Source organism: Veillonella sp. 6_1_27, assembly GCF_000163735.1.
Classification (GTDB): domain Bacteria; phylum Bacillota; class Negativicutes; order Veillonellales; family Veillonellaceae; genus Veillonella; species Veillonella parvula_A.
The window spans coordinates 174960-193413 of the sequence record NZ_GG770217.1; the positions used below are offsets into that span (position 1 = coordinate 174960).

17 protein-coding genes are annotated in these 18454 nt (G+C 39.5%); 1 reads left to right on the top strand and 16 read right to left on the bottom strand.

Annotated features, from left to right (window positions below; translation table 11 throughout):
• Nucleotides 1-5: 5 nt before the first annotated feature.
• From HMPREF0874_RS07865 to glmS, 6 genes are all read right to left on the bottom strand, one after another.
• Nucleotides 6-761: an amino acid ABC transporter ATP-binding protein gene (locus HMPREF0874_RS07865; protein ID WP_004693856.1), complete on the bottom strand. Its 756-nt coding sequence runs from the start codon at nucleotides 759-761 to the stop codon at nucleotides 6-8.
• A 153-nt stretch (nucleotides 762-914) separates the two neighbouring features.
• Nucleotides 915-1571, bottom strand: coding sequence for an amino acid ABC transporter permease (locus HMPREF0874_RS07870; RefSeq protein ID WP_004693858.1), 657 nt, complete (start codon nucleotides 1569-1571; stop codon nucleotides 915-917).
• 123 nt (nucleotides 1572-1694) lie between these two features.
• Complete coding sequence (locus HMPREF0874_RS07875) at nucleotides 1695-2507, bottom strand: amino acid ABC transporter substrate-binding protein (RefSeq protein WP_004693860.1); 813 nt, start codon at nucleotides 2505-2507, stop codon at nucleotides 1695-1697.
• Nucleotides 2508-2766: 259 nt separating this feature from the next.
• A complete protein-coding gene (locus tag HMPREF0874_RS07880) occupies nucleotides 2767-3243 on the bottom strand; it encodes a hypothetical protein (protein ID WP_008602920.1) in 477 nt (158 codons plus the stop codon).
• Between the two features lie 36 nt (nucleotides 3244-3279).
• A complete protein-coding gene (trpS, locus tag HMPREF0874_RS07885) occupies nucleotides 3280-4266 on the bottom strand; it encodes a tryptophan--tRNA ligase (protein ID WP_008602921.1) in 987 nt (328 codons plus the stop codon).
• A gap of 56 nt (nucleotides 4267-4322) precedes the next feature.
• Complete coding sequence (glmS, locus tag HMPREF0874_RS07890) at nucleotides 4323-6155, bottom strand: glutamine--fructose-6-phosphate transaminase (isomerizing) (protein WP_008602922.1); 1833 nt, start codon at nucleotides 6153-6155, stop codon at nucleotides 4323-4325.
• 523 nt (nucleotides 6156-6678) lie between these two features.
• Between glmS and HMPREF0874_RS07895 the strand changes: the two genes are divergently transcribed.
• Nucleotides 6679-8199 carry a hypothetical protein gene (locus HMPREF0874_RS07895; protein WP_039965371.1) on the top strand — a complete coding sequence of 507 codons (1521 nt, stop codon included), beginning with the start codon at nucleotides 6679-6681 and terminating at the stop codon, nucleotides 8197-8199.
• A 119-nt stretch (nucleotides 8200-8318) separates the two neighbouring features.
• On the opposite strand, the gene HMPREF0874_RS07900 is transcribed toward HMPREF0874_RS07895, so the two are convergent.
• From HMPREF0874_RS07900 to HMPREF0874_RS07945, 10 genes are all read right to left on the bottom strand, one after another.
• A complete protein-coding gene (locus tag HMPREF0874_RS07900) occupies nucleotides 8319-9431 on the bottom strand; it encodes a hypothetical protein (RefSeq protein WP_008602924.1) in 1113 nt (370 codons plus the stop codon).
• Nucleotides 9432-9674: 243 nt separating this feature from the next.
• A complete protein-coding gene (locus tag HMPREF0874_RS07905; RefSeq protein ID WP_004697879.1) occupies nucleotides 9675-10370 on the bottom strand; it encodes an aspartate/glutamate racemase family protein in 696 nt (231 codons plus the stop codon).
• Between the two features lie 324 nt (nucleotides 10371-10694).
• Entirely contained in the window at nucleotides 10695-12047 is a 1353-nt protein-coding gene (gene glmM, locus HMPREF0874_RS07910; RefSeq protein ID WP_008602925.1) for a phosphoglucosamine mutase, read from the bottom strand.
• Between the two features lie 186 nt (nucleotides 12048-12233).
• A complete protein-coding gene (locus tag HMPREF0874_RS07915) occupies nucleotides 12234-13832 on the bottom strand; it encodes an NAD(P)/FAD-dependent oxidoreductase (RefSeq protein WP_008602926.1) in 1599 nt (532 codons plus the stop codon).
• Between the two features lie 216 nt (nucleotides 13833-14048).
• On the bottom strand, nucleotides 14049-14975 hold the full coding sequence (locus HMPREF0874_RS07920; protein WP_008602927.1) for a YbbR-like domain-containing protein: 927 nt from the start codon (nucleotides 14973-14975) through the stop codon (nucleotides 14049-14051).
• Nucleotides 14972-15784: a diadenylate cyclase CdaA gene (gene cdaA, locus HMPREF0874_RS07925; protein ID WP_008602928.1), complete on the bottom strand. Its 813-nt coding sequence runs from the start codon at nucleotides 15782-15784 to the stop codon at nucleotides 14972-14974. Before cdaA ends, HMPREF0874_RS07920 begins: the two co-directional genes overlap by 4 nt.
• A gap of 117 nt (nucleotides 15785-15901) precedes the next feature.
• The gene (locus HMPREF0874_RS07930; RefSeq protein WP_004693881.1) at nucleotides 15902-16216 is read right to left on the bottom strand and encodes an XdhC family protein; all 315 of its coding nucleotides are present in this window, start codon (nucleotides 16214-16216) and stop codon (nucleotides 15902-15904) included.
• Entirely contained in the window at nucleotides 16206-16934 is a 729-nt protein-coding gene (locus HMPREF0874_RS07935; protein ID WP_008602931.1) for an XdhC family protein, read from the bottom strand. Before HMPREF0874_RS07935 ends, HMPREF0874_RS07930 begins: the two co-directional genes overlap by 11 nt.
• A complete protein-coding gene (gene yqeB, locus HMPREF0874_RS07940; protein WP_008602932.1) occupies nucleotides 16918-17730 on the bottom strand; it encodes a selenium-dependent molybdenum cofactor biosynthesis protein YqeB in 813 nt (270 codons plus the stop codon). Before yqeB ends, HMPREF0874_RS07935 begins: the two co-directional genes overlap by 17 nt.
• Nucleotides 17727-18449, bottom strand: coding sequence for an NTP transferase domain-containing protein (locus HMPREF0874_RS07945; RefSeq protein ID WP_008602934.1), 723 nt, complete (start codon nucleotides 18447-18449; stop codon nucleotides 17727-17729). Before HMPREF0874_RS07945 ends, yqeB begins: the two co-directional genes overlap by 4 nt.
• Nucleotides 18450-18454: the final 5 nt, after the last annotated feature.

Here is an 18454-nt window from a genome sequence, read left to right on the forward strand (position 1 = left end):
ACCTCCTATAACATATTATCCAAAAACGCTTTCGTTCTTTCGTTCTGCGGATGATTAAAAATTTGTTCTGGTGTTCCTTCTTCTTGGATAACACCATCAGCCATAAAGATAACACGATCCGATACTTCTCGAGCAAAGTTCATTTCATGGGTTACGATAATCATCGTCATGTGATCGTCCGCCAATTGTTTAATCGTCTTAAGAACCTCACCAGTAAGCTCTGGATCGAGAGCAGATGTAGGTTCATCAAAAAGCATAATTTCAGGATTCATCGCTAACGCACGAGCAATAGCTACACGCTGTTGCTGACCACCAGACAAGCGAGATGGATACATATTACGTTTTTCCCATAGCCCTACTTTATTGAGTAGTTGCTCCGCAATCGGTGAGATTTCATCATCTTTCATACCTTTTACCATACGTGGAGCAATCATAATATTATCTAATACCGTCATATGTGGAAACAAGTTAAAAGATTGAAATACCATCCCCATACGAAGCAATAATTCATGCTGAGTTTGAGGAGAAGCGTATTTTACAACCCCATTTTCAGTACTAGCAAGAACCGTACCATCAACTGTAATAGAGCCTCCATCAATCGTTTCTAACTGGCCCAAGCAGCGTAAAAATGTGGATTTACCTGAACCAGAAGGTCCAATAATAGAAACGATTTCTCCTCTATTCATTTTAAGCGACACATCGCGCAATACTGATTGATTATTAAAGCGTTTTTCAATACGCTCCATATTTACAAATGTCATAAGTACCTCTTACGTCGTCATATTAAGTATATAACTAGCACCTCAAGTAAAGATATCTCATCTACAAAATCGCATCTATAGACATCAAATAAAAGTATCTCACCTATAAAACTAGCTATATCATTACATACGACAAACTATCATAGAATTAGATTAATCTTCGTATACGGCAAATCTTCGTTCTAAGTAGTTGAAGATATTCGTTAAAATAAAGGTAAAGATCAAGTAGAATAATGCTGCCACGAGGAATGCAGAAATATCAAAGTCACGTTGTACGATAGATTTTGTAATACGCAAGATATCATTCATCGCCAATACATACACGAGAGATGTATCTTTCAATAAATTAATCGTCTCATTCGCAAGAGGAGGCAATACACGTTTAAACATTTGTGGCAAGATGATCTTACGCATAGTTTGTGCATAGGTAAAACCAAGCACCTTCGCCCCTTCGTACTGACCTCGAGAGATAGATTGAATCCCCCCACGGAAAATCTCACATAAATAAGCTGCGTAGTTTAATACGAAGGTAAGAACTGCAGCTGTGGCATCATCCATTTGAATAGCACCGTCTGTGATGATTGGTAATGCATAATAGACGAATAAAATTTGTAACATCAACGGTGTGCCGCGCATTAAATATACGAACGCATCAACAAGCTTATCTACTAAAGGCAATTTAGATAGGCGTAACATAGCCATTAAAATGCCACCAGGAATAGATAAAATCCATACAATACAGAAAAGCGATACGGTTACCTTTAAACCATCAGCGATGGTTGGGATAATCTGCAATAAATAATCTAACATGAAAGACTCCTTCAAAACACGACTAGAGAAGGGCCATCTGGCCGCTTCTCTAGTGTACATTTCGTTCTTTAATTATCAGTTGTACCTACTGACCATAGTACTATTAGTATATCACGAATTGTACTATTTAGCATCGCTCTTATCTAAGTCTGCGCCTGAGCCTAACCATTTTTCAGCAATTTTATCAGCAGTACCGTCTTTTTTCATTTCAGCTAAGATACCATTAATTTTGTCACGCAAAGCAGTATCATCTTTACGGAAGCCAACAGCGAAATTATCAACACCGTAGTCAGTACCTTCTACGATTTTGTATTTACCAGGTTCTTTTGTCATAAGATAACGAGCGATTACACCGTCAGCAATAACCGCATCAACACGACCAATACCAAGATCCATGAAGGCACTTACAAAATCCGCATAGGATTTTGTTTCTTTAACAGTCTTACCGCTTGGGTCGTTTTGCAATGCTGCTTCACCAGTACTAGCTTGTTGCACGCCTACTACCTTACCAGCTAAATCGGCTTTACCTTTAATGGAGTCATCGTCATTACGAACAATGACGTATTGTTTATCCTTCATATATGTATTGGAGAACAAAATATTCTTCTCCCGCTCAGGAGAGACTGTTAAACCATTCCACAAAGCATCAATTTTTTTAGATTTTAGTTCCGCTTCTTTACTAGACCAGTCGATAGCTTTGAACTCTACATCCATGCCAGCACGTTTAGCTGCTTCTTTAGCCATGTCGATATCAAAGCCAACGATTTCTCCTTTTTCATCTTTAAAGCCCATTGGAGGGAAACTATCATCTAAACCGATAACAACTTTCTTAGGCAATTCTGTATTAGCTTTTTTAGCGTCACCACCACAACCTGTTACAAATGCCATCATAGACACGGCTGCAAGGCCAACGGCCATCATCTTTTTCCAATTCATAACTATCCTCCACGGCGATTATCGCCCATTTACTACTTAATAATATGTTCAATACAGATTTAGATTCCGTACTTAATGATTGTATTATACTTTAGTTCATTAAAGTTGTAAATAGTTAATTCGATGAATTTTGCATTTTTTATTTTACAGACTCTCCACATATATAGTTTATGATTCTAGATTCATTTGCTTTATGTTTCTGTAGTCCTATATTTATATTTCTGTATGCCTATATTATATGACGCTTCGTACTTACACTTTATGACTGCGTATGTTTATGGATAGCCTCAATCATCGCCATTTTATCCTTATACGCCACCTGATGCAGATCAAGTGGTATCACATAAATCCCACCATGACCATTCATCGCTTGCAACTCACGCCATTCCTCAGTGAATCCAATAATATGCTCATAATCAACAAAGACAAAATATTCATCCCCATAGAATAAACTGTGAAAGTATTCTTTCACAGAAAAGGGCCTACGTTTTAACACGAGGCCCTTTTCACAGATAAAAGCTTGACTTTCACCTAATCTATGAAGGGTCCATAATATCACGAGCAACAACAGATAATACCATACACGTTCCGCCCAGTCTGAGGGCATATATTTTACAATCAACGCACACGCAACTAGACCGATGATGCGACCGGTCCACTGTATACCGCGATGTATTTCTAAGCTCTGTTGTACGGCACCTGATGAAAAGCGTTCCATCGCCTCTTGTTTCGTCATGGTTTACCTCACAAATTGAAAGTCTACTATATGATTTTATTTACGGCACAAGCCCATAGCTTGTTCTACCTTACGGTACATTGCACTTGCTTTAGCATGCGCCTTAGCAGCCCCTTCATCAAGGATTACATCCAGTTCAGGGCTTGTAATCAATTCATTGTAACGTTGTTGAATTGGTTCAAGGGTTGCTACTAATAGATCGGCAATATCGGATTTAAATACACCATAACCTTTGCCTGCGTACATTTCTTCGATAGCTTCATAGCTGTCTTTTGTGATAGCACGGTAAATGCCCATCAAGTTAGAAATGCCAGGTTTATTTTCTTTATCATAGCGAACCGCATTATCAGAATCAGTTTGAGCTCGTTTCAACTTTTTCACGATTAAATCTGGTGCATCCAAAAGACGGATTGTAGCATTTTGGTTATCATCAGATTTACTCATTTTCTTAGTTGGCTCTTGTAAGCTCATAACGCGAGCACCGCCTTCGCCTATCTTAATATCAGGTACTACGAAAGTTTCACCAAATCTACGGTTAAAACGCTCTGCTAAATTACGAGTCAACTCAAGATGTTGCTTTTGGTCTTCACCTACAGGAACATAATTCGTACCATATAGCAAAATATCTGCCGCCATCAACGGTGGATACGTAAGCAATGCAGTTGGAATAGAATCTCCTTGCTTTTGAGACTTATCCTTGTACTGAGTCATACGCTCTAATTCGCCAACATAGCTAATAGATTGCATAACCCAACCGAGCTTAACATGCTCAGGTACTTCGGATTGAACAAACAATGTTACCTTTTTAGGATCAAGGCCAACCGCAAGGTACAACGCAGCCAAATTACGAGTGTTTTGAAATAATTCTTTTGGATCTTGCGGTACCGTAATCGCATGTTGGTTAACGATACAATAGTAACATTCATCAGTATCTTGATAGTCTAAGAAATTACGTAAAGCCCCCAAATAGTTACCAAGTGTTAACTCCCCACTTGGTTGGATGCCGGAAAATATAACTGCCATAATAGTCTCCCTATATTGAAATAAACCAACAGTGCCAAAGCACTGTTGGTTATATATTATTCTACGGTTACAGATTTAGCCAAATTACGTGGTTTATCTACGTCTGCACCGCGTGTAATTGCTGCATAATACGCCAATAGTTGCAATGGTACAACTGCTAAGATTGGAGCGATAAATTTATTCGCACGAGGCACATAAATTGTGTGGTCTACGTGTTTAGATAATTCTTCGTCACCTTTCATGCCAATACCGATTACAATAGCTTCACGAGCTTTTACCTCTCGGATGTTGCTGATCATCTTATCGTAAACATCCTCTTGTGTAGCCAATGCGATAACAGGTACGCCCTCTTCGATAAGAGCCAATGTACCATGTTTCAATTCGCCACCAGCATATGCTTCAGCGTGGATGTAAGAAATTTCTTTCAACTTCAAAGCACCTTCCATCGCTACTGCATAGTCGATAGCACGGCCCAAGAAGAATGCATCAGATTTGAAGCCATAATGTTTAGCAAAGGCTTTCATATCTTCGTCTACTTCAAAGATTTCATGAATCAAGGATGGTAAGTTTTTAACCCCGCTAAGAATTTCTTCGGCTAAGGCTGGATTCAATTTACCATTTAATTGACCTAGGTATACGGCGAATAACAAGCCCGCTACTAATTGAGTAGTGTACGCTTTTGTGGACGCTACAGAAATTTCAGGGCCAGCCCATGTGTAAACTTTGTTATCTGCTTCACGAGAAATGCTGGAACCAACAACATTGGTAATGGCCAAGGATTTGGCACCAAGGCGTTTAGCTTCTTTCAAAGCCGCCAATGTATCGGATGTTTCACCGGATTGACTAATAACGATACATAATGTTTTATCATCAGTCAACGGGTTGCTGTAACGGTATTCAGATGCTATTTCCACATCAACTGGAATACGCGCCAAGTTTTCAATATATTGTTTTGTTACAAGACCTGCATGGTATGCAGTACCGCATGCAACGATGAGAATTTTATTGAAAGCGGCTACATCTTCAGCAGTCCAATTTAGCTCATCAAAAATTGCTGTTTTACCATCTTCAGCGATATGTGTACCGAATGTATCGCGAACAGCTTTAGGTTGATCATGAATCTCTTTCAACATGAAATGCTCATAACCACCTTTTTCTGCTGCTTCCGCATTCCAGTTTACATGGAATACTTCTTTATCAACAGGGTTACCTTCACGGTCGAATACGGATACATTATCACGAGTTACGATAGCTAATTCACCATCGCTCAAGATGTATGTATCACGTGTGTAGTTAATGATAGCTGGAATATCGGATGCTACAAAGTTTTCACCTTTGCCAAGGCCGATAACCAATGGGTTTTCTTTTTTAGTACAAATTATTTTATCTGGCTCATCGGAGCAGATGATTTCGAGAGCATACGCACCATCAACACGAGCTAGCATGCGGCGTACTGTGCCCACGAAATCGCCATCGTACATATCCTCTAACAAATGAGCTACAACTTCTGTATCAGTTTCAGATTTGAAATGGTACCCTTTTGCAATAAGCTCTTCTTTTAAAGGCATGTAGTTTTCAATAATGCCGTTGTGTACAACAGCAAATTTACCATCTTCAGATGCATGAGGGTGGGCGTTCATGTCGGATGGACGACCGTGTGTAGCCCAACGTGTATGACCAATGCCTACAGTTCCTTCATTAGGATCTGCTTTCACAACTGCCTCAAGATTAGCAAGACGGCCAACCTTCTTTTGAATTTTAATTACATTTTCAGGGCCGATAACAGCAATACCTGCAGAGTCATAACCACGGTATTCTAACTTTGCCATACCGTCCAACAAGAAATCAGATGCTTGATTAAAGCCAATGTATCCTACGATACCGCACATACGTATATCCTCCTATAACTGGGGGTATTTCTAGCCCCAGCAAAAACTAAGGCTAACTAATTAATGTTCTAGATTAATATTCTATTTAATGTATTAAATATTAGTTCAATACAATCCATTCAGATATACTTTGTCCCCATCGTTACCGATGGGCTTTTTAATACCTGTTACGACATGAATATGCCGGAAGAGCATCCGCTGATGACTCGATCACTCTTCACCTCGTCTACCCTAACGACTGCCTTCGCGGGTACTTGCGCTATTCGCCTTTACGAATTTGGAATTCCTTTCTGTGATATACGGCAGAATCAGTACAAAATAAAATATGTACTGACGTATATTATACTAAAAAAATCGATAAAAAGTAAACCACCACAGATAATTCAAAAAGAATAGAAAAGATTGTTTCTATGCTTCACGTCCTTTTCATTGTAAGAAATTATACTTCTATCATTCTAAATTTTACACAATTAGATTTTGTTGTATTTTCAAAATGTTGTATATAATTTGGGAGATGATAATCATGAATAAAACAACTATAAAGAAGCAACATAAAATTAAAAAGAACAGTTTGTCATATAGAAAATTGCGTCGTTGGGTATTACCTGCAGTCCTTGGTGCAGCTCTGTCGACATTAGCGGTTATCCCAACCTTAGCCGCAGAGACTCAAACTAGTACTAACGTAGCAGTTGTAACCTCAACAGAACAAACTAAAACAGTACCATCCGCACAAGGAAGCACACCTCCAAGCGGTGCACCTCACGGCAAACCACCTGCAGGTCAATCACCTACAGGCACGTCTAACCAAATACCTCCAAATGGAAATCCTCCTTCTGGCACTCCTAACGGTATGCCTCCAATGGCTATGCAGAATGGAGCCCCTAATGGAATGGCACCACAAGTTGAAGTAGATCCTAGTACTTTTAAAGGCACAACTATCGTTACAGAAAACAAATCCATTGCTCACGAATCGATGACAAACACAACGGCTGATCAGAATGCTTTCATCGGTAAAAATAAAGCGGTAATTGATATTGAAAATAGCGTTTTCGATAAAACAGGCGACACTACAAGCGATGACAACAGCAATTTCCGCGGTCAAAATGCAGTAGTCCTCGGTATCGAGGGTAGCCAAATTAACATCAAAGGTAGCAATATTACATCTAATTCTAAAGGGTCTAACGCAGTCTTTGCCACTGGTGAAGGCTCTGTTATCAACGTAGAAAACACTAATATTCACACAAAAAGCGATTCCTCTCGTGGCTTAGATGCCACTTACAAAGGCACTGTAAATGGCAAAAATCTAACTATCACCACTGAAGGTGCTCATTCTGCCACACTTGCTACAGATCGCGGAGAAGGCACTATCACCGCAGAAGCAGCCAAACTTACAACATCTGGCGAAGGCAGTCCTGTTATCTACTCCACGGGTAATATTATAGTGAACAATGTCAACGGCATAGCGAATAACAGTGAAATTGGCGTCGTAGAAGGTAAGAACTCCATTACCCTTACAAACTCCAATGTAACAGGCTACAAAGATAATGGTTTCATGCTATATCAAAGCTTCTCTGGTGATGCTGAAAGTGGTATTGCTCGTCTGAAAGCAGAGAATAATACACTTACAACTCACGCTACAGGTGCGTTCCTCTATGTAAACAACACTACTGCTGAAGTAGACCTGTCTAACAATGCCATCTCTATGCCGAACACTTCTACCCTAGTGAAAGCAGCTGCCGACTCCCGTTGGGGAAAAACTGGTGAGAACGGCGGTCATCTTACACTCCGCACATCTAATCAAGAACTAAGCGGTAATATTATGGCTGATTCAATCAGTACCATCGCTCTAGACATGACAAATGGATCTAGCCTTGTAGGCGCTGTAAACACAGACAATGCTGCTAAAGAAGTAACTGTAAAACTCAGCAAAGACTCCAATTGGATACTCACAGGCGACAGCTATGTAAAATCCTTGAACAACGAAGACACAACCGGCAGTAACATTCACTTAAATGGATACAAACTCGTTGTGGCTGATAAATAATAATAAAAGCACTACTTTGAATTATTCCAATCCAAAGTAGTGCTATTCTTTTTCAATCAAAACTATAAAACTTCAACTATATAAATATTCTTTAGCCCTATCACTATGAAGTTAGCGTATTATAAGTTATGAGTTAAACAGTCTATCAAATAGCAGCCATATATAGGCCACAGTTTTAATTCAACCATAGGCTTGTAGTTTTCATCTTTAATTTTATGTTCCAACAAATTTAGATTCTCTAAATCATCTTCCCAGCTTTTGATATAGTCCTGCTTTTCTTCTTCGCTATCAAAGTCTTCGTCCATTTTTGCATTTTCAATGCATGCCAATATTTCTGTTCGTTGCTTGTCCACTTCACGATGGAACATATCATGTTGATTCATAATCCAAAGACCAAAGTAATAAGGGCCATCACTTAAATCACAGTGCTCTTTAGCCTTTTCACATTCATCTAAAAATAGGCCATACTCATCTAATATATAATAGGCGTCAATGATATCTAACTCAAAAACTTCATCATTACTTAAATGATATGCTACATCGCCTCCAAGCTTAATTTGCTTCAAACGATCAAGGGCTTGCTTTTTATTACCTAAATACACATCACAATAAGTAATACAAACTAGTAACCTCATCCTATTTTGATAGCTTTTTAATAACTCTTCAAAAATGACCTTTGCTTTCTCATATTGCTTAAGCTCAAATAAACACACTGCATAGCCAAAGTTCATTTCATAACCATCGGATACTGTTCTTCCCTTTTCAAAAGCATGTAAACTTCTCTTTAAGTCCTCTGCAGAACCTTTCTCTCTATAAACTGAAAAATGATATAAAGCCAAACCTCTGTAAGTCTCTATATATGGAGAATTGAGCTTTACAGCTGCAGATAGATAGTCATATTCTTTTATATTTCCCTCATCGGTATAATAAAAAGCTAGATTAGTATAAACTCTTGCTTTATCGGTATCACTCAGTTCATCTATATATTTTCTGAGAAACTCTTCTAATAGTTGTATTGAATTTTCTTCATGCCTCAACACCTGTTCAACAGTTGCTAAAGTACAGACCACATCCACATCATTTGAATACTCACACATCAAAGTAATTAAATACGTTCTAAAACGCTCTGCGTATTTCTTTAGCACATCATAATCACTAAATATAGACGCATTATATGTAGCTTCATATTCTAATTTAAGATTTTCCCAATACTCTTTTATAGCAAGCTTCATATTACACCTTTACTATCACCGAACATGTTTTAGAGCATATGTTTATAATAACATAAGTTATAAGTTATTACTTATATACTTTTATGCCTATAATAACGCCGCTCATATAAATTCAAACTATACAAAAAGATTTCCTTTAGTCTCTAGCTAGTTCTAATTGCATAAAAGCAACCCTCTATTAGATATTCTAAAAATGAATAAAATATCTAATAGAGGGTTATTTTACTAAAACAAAAGACTATATTATGCTCTATCAATAGAAATTAAAGCCGCATTTTTTGCATGTATCAATGTAGTATCAAATAAAGGTATATCCGTATCATCTTGTTTAATAAGTAGCCCAATTTCAGTACAGCCTAAGATAACACCTTGTACACCAGATTTTACCAAATCACCAATAATATCTAAGTATTGTTGTTTAGATTCATTAGAAATAACACCTAAACACAATTCATTATATATAATATCATTCACAAGTTCGACTTGATCTTCGTTAGGTATAACAACATGAATCCCCCGATTTTCCAAGATACATTTATAAAAATCTTGTTGCATCGTGTACTTGGTACCGAGTAGACCTACCTTTGTAATACCTGATTTTTCCAACTCTACTGCAGTCATTTCCGCAATATGAAGAAGTGGAATGTGAATATGTCTTTTTATTTCATCCGCTACTTTATGCATTGTATTCGTGCATATAACAATATAATCAGCACCAGCCTTTTCTAAAGATTGAGCAGCATCGGATAAAATTTCAGCACTTCTGACCCAATCTCCATTTGCTTGACACTTTTCTATCTCTTCAAAATCGACACTATATAAAATACATTTTGCTGAATGTAAGCCACCCAAAACTTGCTTAATAGTTTCATTCAAGACTTGGTAATACGTAATCGTACTTTCCCAGCTCATTCCCCCAATTAAACCTATTGTTTTCATAATTTCACCCTCTAAGCTTAGAATAAACCAAAATAAAAAGATTATTCATTATGATTATTCAATTTTAAATATCACTCATCTCTAAACCTCCTATATATGTTCCTGCAGCGACTTTACGTAGGACGGAGCAAAGGGACATATATAGGAGGGGATACCTTTAATATCAAATTGTAGAATGGATTCACAATTATTAAAATCCATAGGATTAATCTCAGTAAAGATGGTTTCTCGCTGTGGATTTTGCTTTCCGAAATCTTACACTCGGAACAAAGTGATGTGTGGGCTTCATCGTCGCAAGCTCCTCTGCCGCCTCACACCCTACTTTTATTCAGCCAACCCTTGTTCTCTACCGATAATATCAGCAATTTCTTGGCACAGGGATTGTAGTTCTTCTTGGTTAGGACCTTCAGCCATGACACGAATGAGTGGTTCTGTCCCGGATGCACGTACTAAAACGCGACCTTCATCACCAAGTTCTCCTTCAGCTGTTACGATAGCAGCTTTGATGAGGTCATTGTCTTCCCAGCCAGTTTTTGTAGCTACACGAACATTTACAAGAACTTGTGGGTATTTTGTCATAATGCCGGCCAATTCAGAAAGAGGTTGCTTTTTCTCCTTCATAAGAGCTGCCACTTGAACAGCTGTTAACATGCCGTCACCAGTGGTATTGTGATCTAAAAAGATTACGTGACCAGATTGTTCACCACCAACGGAAAGATTATGTTCACGCATGTATTCCAATACATATCGATCACCAACAGCAGTGGAAACTGTTTTCATACCAAGTTCTTCTGCTGCTTTATGGAATCCAATATTACTCATAACGGTACCAACTATGGTATCCCCTTTAAGTTTGCCTTCTTCTTTCAACTTAAGGGCACATAGCAACATGATTTGATCACCATCGAGGACTTGACCTTTTTCATCAACCAATAAACAGCGGTCAGCATCGCCATCATTAGCAATACCAAGGTCTGCATTATGTTGTTGTACGGCTACTTGTAAGCCTTCAATATGTGTGGAACCACAATGATGATTGATATTCAAACCATCTGGATTCACGTTAATATTGATGACTTTAGCCCCTAGTCCAGACAAAATTTCCGGACCTACACTGGATGCTGCGCCATTAGCACCATCATAAACGATAGTCAACCCTTCAAGGGACGTATCGATTGTGTGACGTACAAAATGAGCATATAAATGAGCCAAGTTACTATTGAACTCAATTTTACCAATACCATCACCCGTAGGACGCGCCAATTCATTATCTGCGCTTTGACGAACATATTTTTCCAATTCATCTTCCACTTCATCAGGTAATTTATAGCCATTACCATCAAAGAATTTAATGCCATTATCTGGATATGGATTGTGAGATGCAGAAATAACAGCACCCGCATCAAAACCTTGTTGACGTACAAGGTACGCTACTGCTGGAGTTGGGATAACGCCTGCAATTACTACATTGCCACCAACAGAGCAAATGCCCGCCGCTAATGCACTTTCAAGCATAGAACCAGAAATCCGTGTATCGCGACCAATCAAGAACGTAGGGTGATCCTTTTTCTTACCAAAATGCGTTCCTGCCGCACGACCTAAATGATAGGCTAATTCCGGCGTTAAAAACTCATTAACAACACCACGTACACCATCTGTACCAAATAAACGAGCCATAATTATCCTCCTCTAAGGATTTGTGAAAGTTTCACAAGTCTATATATCTACCGTGTGTATCATTTCAATAATTACTGTTGTGTATTATATCATAATATAGAAAGCATACCTACTATAAAGTCACATCTATATTACATAAATAGTATGAATCTATACTGTAATTCAATTCATCAGTATAATTCCCCACTAATTAGGTTTTGCGTATTTTGCCATACATAAAATGGCTGTTTCCGCACCATCAAGGGCAGCACTCATAATTCCCCCTGCATAGCCAGCCCCCTCACCCATAGGATAGAAACCTCCTACAGTAGGAGAAATGCGCTCTTCATTGCGTCCCATACGGAGCGGCGCAGAGGTACGCGTTTCAACGCCTGTCATACACACCGCAGGATCATCAAACCCTCGGATGCGACGCCCCCAGTATGGCAAGGCCCGCTCTAATACGGATGTGACGAATGATGGCAAGCAATCATGTAAATCGCAATTTACAATACCTGGCTCGTAACTATATATACTATTTTGTACGCTAGGTGCCTGTGAAAGTCCTAAAAACTGCCCTACAGTTTGTGCTGGCGCATGGAAGTTAGAACCGCCCAACTCATAGGCTTTGCGTTCCCATTCTCGTTGAAATGAAACGCCATCTAATGGATGAGTACCAAAGTCATCTGGACCTACGTTGACTACGATAGCACTATTAGCAACACCGCTATCCCGAGCGTATAAACTCATGCCATTTACGACAACGCCACCCTCTTCAGAAGCAGATGCTACTACTTGACCTCCTGGGCACATACAGAAGCTATATGCAGTACGGCCTGATTCTTTATCGTGGTATACGAGAGAATATTCTGCTGCACCGAGGCCCAAACTAGATGGTTCTACACCATATTGGGACTCATCGATTACAGCCTGATCATGCTCAATACGAACACCGATAGCAAATGGTTTTGCCGTCATTTCCACATTACGTTTATAAAGCATTTCATATGTGTCACGTGCACTATGGCCTACACCAGACAAAACAACAGTCGTATCAATACGCTCACTACCATTAACTTCAACGCCTACGATACGGTCATTTTCAATAAATAAATCCGTTACCTTAGAACCAAAGCGGACTTCACCGCCCCATTCGATGATGCGCTCACGCATGGCTTTTACCATGGTACGCAATTTATCTGTACCTACATGAGGTTTATGTTTATATAAAATTTCTTCAGGCGCACCAAACTCTACAAAGTATTTAGATATTTCATGTAACCGCGGATGGGTAATGCGAGTTGTCAACTTACCATCGGAAAAAGTTCCTGCGCCGCCTTCCCCAAATTGTACGTTGGACTCAGGCTTAAATATGCCCTTTTTCCAAAATGTCTCTACATCATGACTACGTGTATCTACATCTTGACCGCGTTCAAGCACGATTGGGCGATAGCCTTCACGAGCTAAGTAAAAGGCTGCAAGCATCCCCGCAGGGCCAAAGCCCATAACAACAGGACGATGTGCTAATGGTACAGCCCCCAAAACGATAGGTTCTGGATCTTCTGCAGCAAATACAGATACATCCTTTTCTTTACCAAGCTTTTTCATGACTTGAGCTTCATTATGAACCTCAATGAATAGGGTATATACAAAAACAATGTTTGGCTTCTTACGGGCATCTACGGCACGTCGAACAACATGAATCGTTTCGATAGCACCACGTAACGGGGGATATTTCTTTTCTACAATACTTTTGATATCCGACTTAACCGTAACAGCCACGCGGAGATTTATTATTCTAATCATATCTTTCCTATTAAAGCCTCCCTTTTAGGCGAGCCTACTTCTTTAATCTTTGACCAAAATTCTTTACCACTTGATCTGTAAGAAAATAGTCATACATCTTTATTATACAACACTACTATAAAAGCTAATATATAAATCATAAAAAGGCCCTAATAGAGAAACATTCACTCTATTAGGGTCTTCGTCGCAAGATCTCAAAGCCTCACAAAAAACTTATCATCCATTAAGTACTTTCTTTTGTATTTCTACTTTCACCCGTACCGTTGTGGTATTGCTATTAACCCCATTCGGTAATACTAAATTATAGTTACCCTGTACAGTTTCAGTAGCACCCGATACATCGATAGGTTCCGTTTGTATTTCTGTAACGGAATTAATCATTTCTTCACGCCCTGTAACTGTTAATTGCGTTGGTGTAGCAGACGTGGATTTAACTTCATAACCTTCTGCTACTGTACCAACAGTCGGAACAGTAATAGGAACCGCCTTTTCTTTACGTAATAAGTTGAGTTCATATTGTGCTTGGCCTTGGTTTGGATTAATATGTACATCCAGTACATTACCTGCCGTATCCCAAGCTTCTAAAGTACTAACAGCGCTAAAGTTCTTCGTTTGACCAGCCACATTGACTTTCATCACAACCTTGCTCACTGCATTAACTTGTTGCTTACGACCAGAAACAGTTACCTCTTTCGGCACAATCGTTACCGATTTCAAAGCAATATCATCAGAGAACTTGCCGATTGGAACTATTTCAACAGGAATCGTTTTCTCTGCATATTCATCAACATTGATGGTGATGTTATCTGGTTTAACCTCCACAAGATTCATCCCTACTGGAGGAGTAAAATTAATAGTTACATTATTTTGACCTGGTTTTACACCAGATGCATCAATATAAGCCCGTAAATTATCTGATTTCATAGACATAATGGTATCACGTGGACCAGCCAGAACAACACGGACCACATCTGGTGCATCTTCTATGATATAGCCAGAATTGAGATTTTGAACCTGTACAGGTATTGTATAGGTTACTTCCATCACAGGGTTCTGATCGCGCATAATAAAGAACCACATAACGATAGCTGCTAACAAGGATAATAATTTAGCAGGCCAATTGCGTTTCAAATGAATCATCATTTATTTGCCCTCCATTTCCACATACTAGTAATGGTTTGACGAGGGCGTTCCATAAAGGTGCGCAATGCCTCTTTAATTTGATCCTCTGGTAAATGGCGATAAATATGACCCCCATATGTATAAGAGATGGTCCCTGTTTCCTCACTGACAACGACTACCACAGCGTCTGTTTGCTCAGATAAGCCAATAGCTGCACGGTGACGTGTACCTAGTTCGGTACTCAATGTGCGGTCCTCAGTCAACGGCAACAAGCAGCCCGCTGCACGGATTCGCCCATCACGAATAATCAAGGCCCCATCATGAAGCGGTGTACTAGGAACAAAGATATTTTTAATCAACTCGCGACTCAATACAGCATCGATAAGAATACCAGTATCTACAAAGTCATTGAGACCTACTTCACGTTCAAAAACGATAAGTGCCCCCGTATGTTCGCGAGACATAACGCGAGCTGCAGCCATCACTTCATTAATGGCCATATCCATTTCTTCTTCGTTTACATTTTGTGCCTTGCTGAAAATTCGGCCACGCCCCAATTGTTCTAGAGCACGACGCAATTCAGGTTGGAATACAACGGGTAACGCAAAGAGAAGAACGGTCATACTTTGTTGCAAAATCCAGTTGATAACGTATAGATTTAACAGATGACTCAATAAATTAAAAATTGCCAATATAACGAGACCTTTTAAAAGAGAAACGGCCCGTGTATCTTTAAGCAATTTATATAAATAGTAAATACCAATAGCAACGATTATGATATCAACAATATCAAGAAGCCTAAAGGTATGTATAAGTGCGTCAATATGCATAAAAATAGCTCCTTATACAAAATAATAAGGTACAATCAATTCTTTGACTGTACCTTATATTTTAACTCATTTTGAGAGTACTGTAAATTTATAAACAAACGCTGAATGAGATTTTTATTAGATGTTTTGTGTTTCAATCCAAACATCCATTTGGCCCCCACAAACCATGCCTTCTTTAACAGCTACGTCATCATCGAGATGAACATCGATACGACGGTGAGCTTCTTTTTTATTCAAAGAGTCCACCGCACTTAGGCGGATTTCATTTTCCGCACGTCCGCCGCCGATAGTACCAAAAATAGATCCATCTGGAAATACAACCATAGATGTACCAGCTTTACGAGGTGTGGATCCACAGGTATATAAAATAGTGGCTACTGCTAAGGTTTCGTTTTTACGTTCACTAAGGTATTCAATAAACTCACGATTCATGGATCACTCTACCTTTCCGCAATGAGCCGCCTTTTTTTCCACGCACCACTGCCAAATATTCACTAACGATAGATAATGCAATTTCCTCAGGCGTTTGAGCTCCTAAATCTAGCCCAATAGGCGCATATACCATATCTAACTCATCTTGAGTCCATCCCTGCTCACGCAACACTTCAAAAGCGTGATGGATGCGTTTTTGGCTGCCCATAACGCCCATATAGGTAGGCAAGTACCCTCGTAATTGTTCTAAGCATATATTATCGTACTCATGAGCACGTGTCACAATGATAAAACCAGTATATTCATCAAGAGGTAAATCGTTCTTGAAGTTTTCTAAAGGTAAGCATTTACGTATGACACGTTCATCAAAGAATTCAGGAACTACATATTCTGGACGGTCATCTACGACTGTAACACGACATCCAATAAACAGCAGCAAATCTGTAATCGCTCGGCTAACATGACCTGCGCCTAATACGAGAACTGACGGATCATTTTCTACAGGTTGTACGAAACACTCCATTTCGCCTACCATGCATAGAGAATTTAGCTTTGCTTTATCTACAGTAAACCCTTCAATAGGAGTTCCGTATAGAACCCTTCCATCTTCAGCATAAATAGTCTTATCCCCTTGACGAGGACCGGATAGAACAGTAACCATCACAGTAGTTTCAGTAACCTGTAGACGATCTTTCATCACATCATAAATTGTTTCCATCTAGATTCCTTTCATAATCCCAAGCGGTAACAGCCTCTAATACACCTCCACCGACAGCAAGGGATTTATCTGAAATACTATAGCAATGAGACTCTTCACAACGAGCATCCACATCAGCCAACTTAAAATGATCTGATACGATGAGCCCACTTTTTAAAATGCCTCGTAGAATACCTGTAATTTTCGCTCTTACTGGTTCTTCATCAACATAACCAATTACTTCATTAGCTTGTACAGAATCCCCAATATGACGTTTTGCTGTAAATAGTCCAGCCTTTGGAGAATGAATAACGCGCTCATGAGTGTAGCCACCTACATTTCCAGGGATACCTGTATTAGGTTGAGCTGGTCCATCATAGATACAGCGACCTAATGAATGACCACGCATCGTTTCAATGACTACATCTACATCTTCTCCAGCAATAAATCCAGGGCCCACACCGATAACTAGATCTGCATCATCCCGTTTTGTACCAAGATTCTTTTTACTCAAAATAGCATCGACTACAATCTCTGGTTTTAAAGTGTCCAATAATTCCTCATATGAGCTAGTGACAACGGGGATGATTTCCTGTGCCAATGTATCCTTCACTTCACTAAGAGACACATGACGAGCAACAAAACGTTCCAAAATCATTTCTCCACGATGAACCGCATTACCGTAACATACTTCGCGGCGAATCATGGTAGGAATCGCTATTTCACTAATTACAACGGGATAGCCCGCCCGTCTCAATCTATATACAGCGCCGGAAGCAATGTCTCCGCCTCCACGCATAAGTACCAATGGTTTCATAATGCCTCACTTTCACGATGTTTCAAACGCTCAAAATCATCGGGTGTATCGATATCGTCGCCAATATCATCACTAATCCATAATTTCACGACATGGGCTTTACCATCACCATGAATAATGGTCTTACCCCCTTGATCCCCTTGAATCTGTTGTAAATAATCAAACCAATGAGAACCAAAGAGAACGGGATTTCCCGAGTGATAATTTGCCCCATAATGTGGAACGACGATAGTTTTCGGATGAAAGTTTTCATTAAACGCACGAATGACCTCGTGTACAACAGCACTCGTCAGAAGTGGTTGATCTCCTACTGAACAGAGAATACCGTCTAGCGGTATGGATAACGTATTCATCAAATGACGTACTCCCATCGCTATGGATACGCCTTGCCCTAGTTCAGGATGGTCATTTCGAATGGCTTCAAAACCATAGTTTGTGACAATTGGTTCTAATTTCTCATGATCATCACCAGTAACTGCCACAAAAGGTAGCTTACAGGACATAGTAGAAGCTACCTGTCCACCCCATCCACCTTGAAGAGCCCCACAGACCGCATCTAGAACAGTCTTACCACGCCAGGGCAAGAGCTGCTTATTACATCCCATGCGCTTGGATTGCCCTCCCACAAGGAGGACAATGCCAATATGCAAAGGATGACGGTCTATGGGGTCTCTCATGGGACTAAAAGCGGTGTTACAATTTGCTTTCATAATAGTCATGAGTA

Excerpts from the sequence above, each read along its gene's own strand:
- HMPREF0874_RS07870 (WP_004693858.1), bottom strand. The coding sequence starts at position 1,571 with ATGTTAGATTATTTATTGCAGATTATCCCAACCATCGCTGATGGTTTA.
- yqeB (WP_008602932.1), bottom strand. The coding sequence starts at position 17,730 with ATGAAACCATTGGTACTTATGCGTGGAGGCGGAGACATTGCTTCCGGC.
- HMPREF0874_RS07920 (WP_008602927.1), bottom strand. The coding sequence starts at position 14,975 with ATGATGATTCATTTGAAACGCAATTGGCCTGCTAAATTATTATCCTTG.
- trpS (WP_008602921.1), bottom strand. The coding sequence starts at position 4,266 with ATGGCAGTTATATTTTCCGGCATCCAACCAAGTGGGGAGTTAACACTT.
- cdaA (WP_008602928.1), bottom strand. The coding sequence starts at position 15,784 with ATGCATATTGACGCACTTATACATACCTTTAGGCTTCTTGATATTGTT.
- HMPREF0874_RS07905 (WP_004697879.1), bottom strand. The coding sequence starts at position 10,370 with ATGAAAACAATAGGTTTAATTGGGGGAATGAGCTGGGAAAGTACGATT.
- glmS (WP_008602922.1), bottom strand. The coding sequence starts at position 6,155 with ATGTGCGGTATCGTAGGATACATTGGCTTTAATCAAGCATCTGATTTC.
- glmM (WP_008602925.1), bottom strand. The coding sequence starts at position 12,047 with ATGGCTCGTTTATTTGGTACAGATGGTGTACGTGGTGTTGTTAATGAG.
- HMPREF0874_RS07880 (WP_008602920.1), bottom strand. The coding sequence starts at position 3,243 with ATGACGAAACAAGAGGCGATGGAACGCTTTTCATCAGGTGCCGTACAA.
- HMPREF0874_RS07865 (WP_004693856.1), bottom strand. The coding sequence starts at position 761 with ATGACATTTGTAAATATGGAGCGTATTGAAAAACGCTTTAATAATCAA.
- HMPREF0874_RS07935 (WP_008602931.1), bottom strand. The coding sequence starts at position 16,934 with ATGGAAACAATTTATGATGTGATGAAAGATCGTCTACAGGTTACTGAA.
- HMPREF0874_RS07875 (WP_004693860.1), bottom strand. The coding sequence starts at position 2,507 with ATGAATTGGAAAAAGATGATGGCCGTTGGCCTTGCAGCCGTGTCTATG.
- HMPREF0874_RS07945 (WP_008602934.1), bottom strand. The coding sequence starts at position 18,449 with ATGACTATTATGAAAGCAAATTGTAACACCGCTTTTAGTCCCATGAGA.
- HMPREF0874_RS07900 (WP_008602924.1), bottom strand. The coding sequence starts at position 9,431 with ATGAAGCTTGCTATAAAAGAGTATTGGGAAAATCTTAAATTAGAATAT.
- HMPREF0874_RS07895 (WP_039965371.1), top strand. The coding sequence starts at position 6,679 with ATGAATAAAACAACTATAAAGAAGCAACATAAAATTAAAAAGAACAGT.
- HMPREF0874_RS07930 (WP_004693881.1), bottom strand. The coding sequence starts at position 16,216 with ATGAATCGTGAGTTTATTGAATACCTTAGTGAACGTAAAAACGAAACC.
- HMPREF0874_RS07915 (WP_008602926.1), bottom strand. The coding sequence starts at position 13,832 with ATGATTAGAATAATAAATCTCCGCGTGGCTGTTACGGTTAAGTCGGAT.